This window comes from Psychromonas arctica (assembly GCF_038155225.1).
Taxonomy (GTDB): Bacteria; Pseudomonadota; Gammaproteobacteria; order Enterobacterales; family Psychromonadaceae; genus Psychromonas; species Psychromonas arctica_B.
In genome coordinates this window covers 1-239 of the sequence record NZ_JBAKBA010000174.1, presented here as the reverse complement: position 1 = coordinate 239, position 239 = coordinate 1, and the positions used below count along the sequence as shown (strand labels likewise).

The 239-nt window shown below is 33.1% G+C and carries 1 pseudogene; it reads left to right on the top strand.

Annotation, left to right across the window (positions count from 1 at the left end):
• Positions 1–73 precede the first annotated feature (73 nt).
• A pseudogene (locus tag V6255_RS18210) lies at positions 74–239 on the top strand (endonuclease III); the annotation flags it as partial.

The window sequence follows — 239 nt, the reverse complement described above, 5'->3', positions numbered from 1 at the left end:
CACCAGGCGCTTTCAACATTATTGGGCTTATTATTGCTCAAAAAAATACCATAGATAATAAGATAACAAACAAATGAAAACACTAAAACGTAGAGAAATTTTAACCCGCCTGAGAGATAATAATCCTCATACAGAGACAGAGCTAAATTTCAGCTCTCCCTTTTAATTATTAGTCTCAGTAACACTCTATGCACAAGCAACAGATTTCAGTGTCAATAAAGCAACTTATAAATTATTCC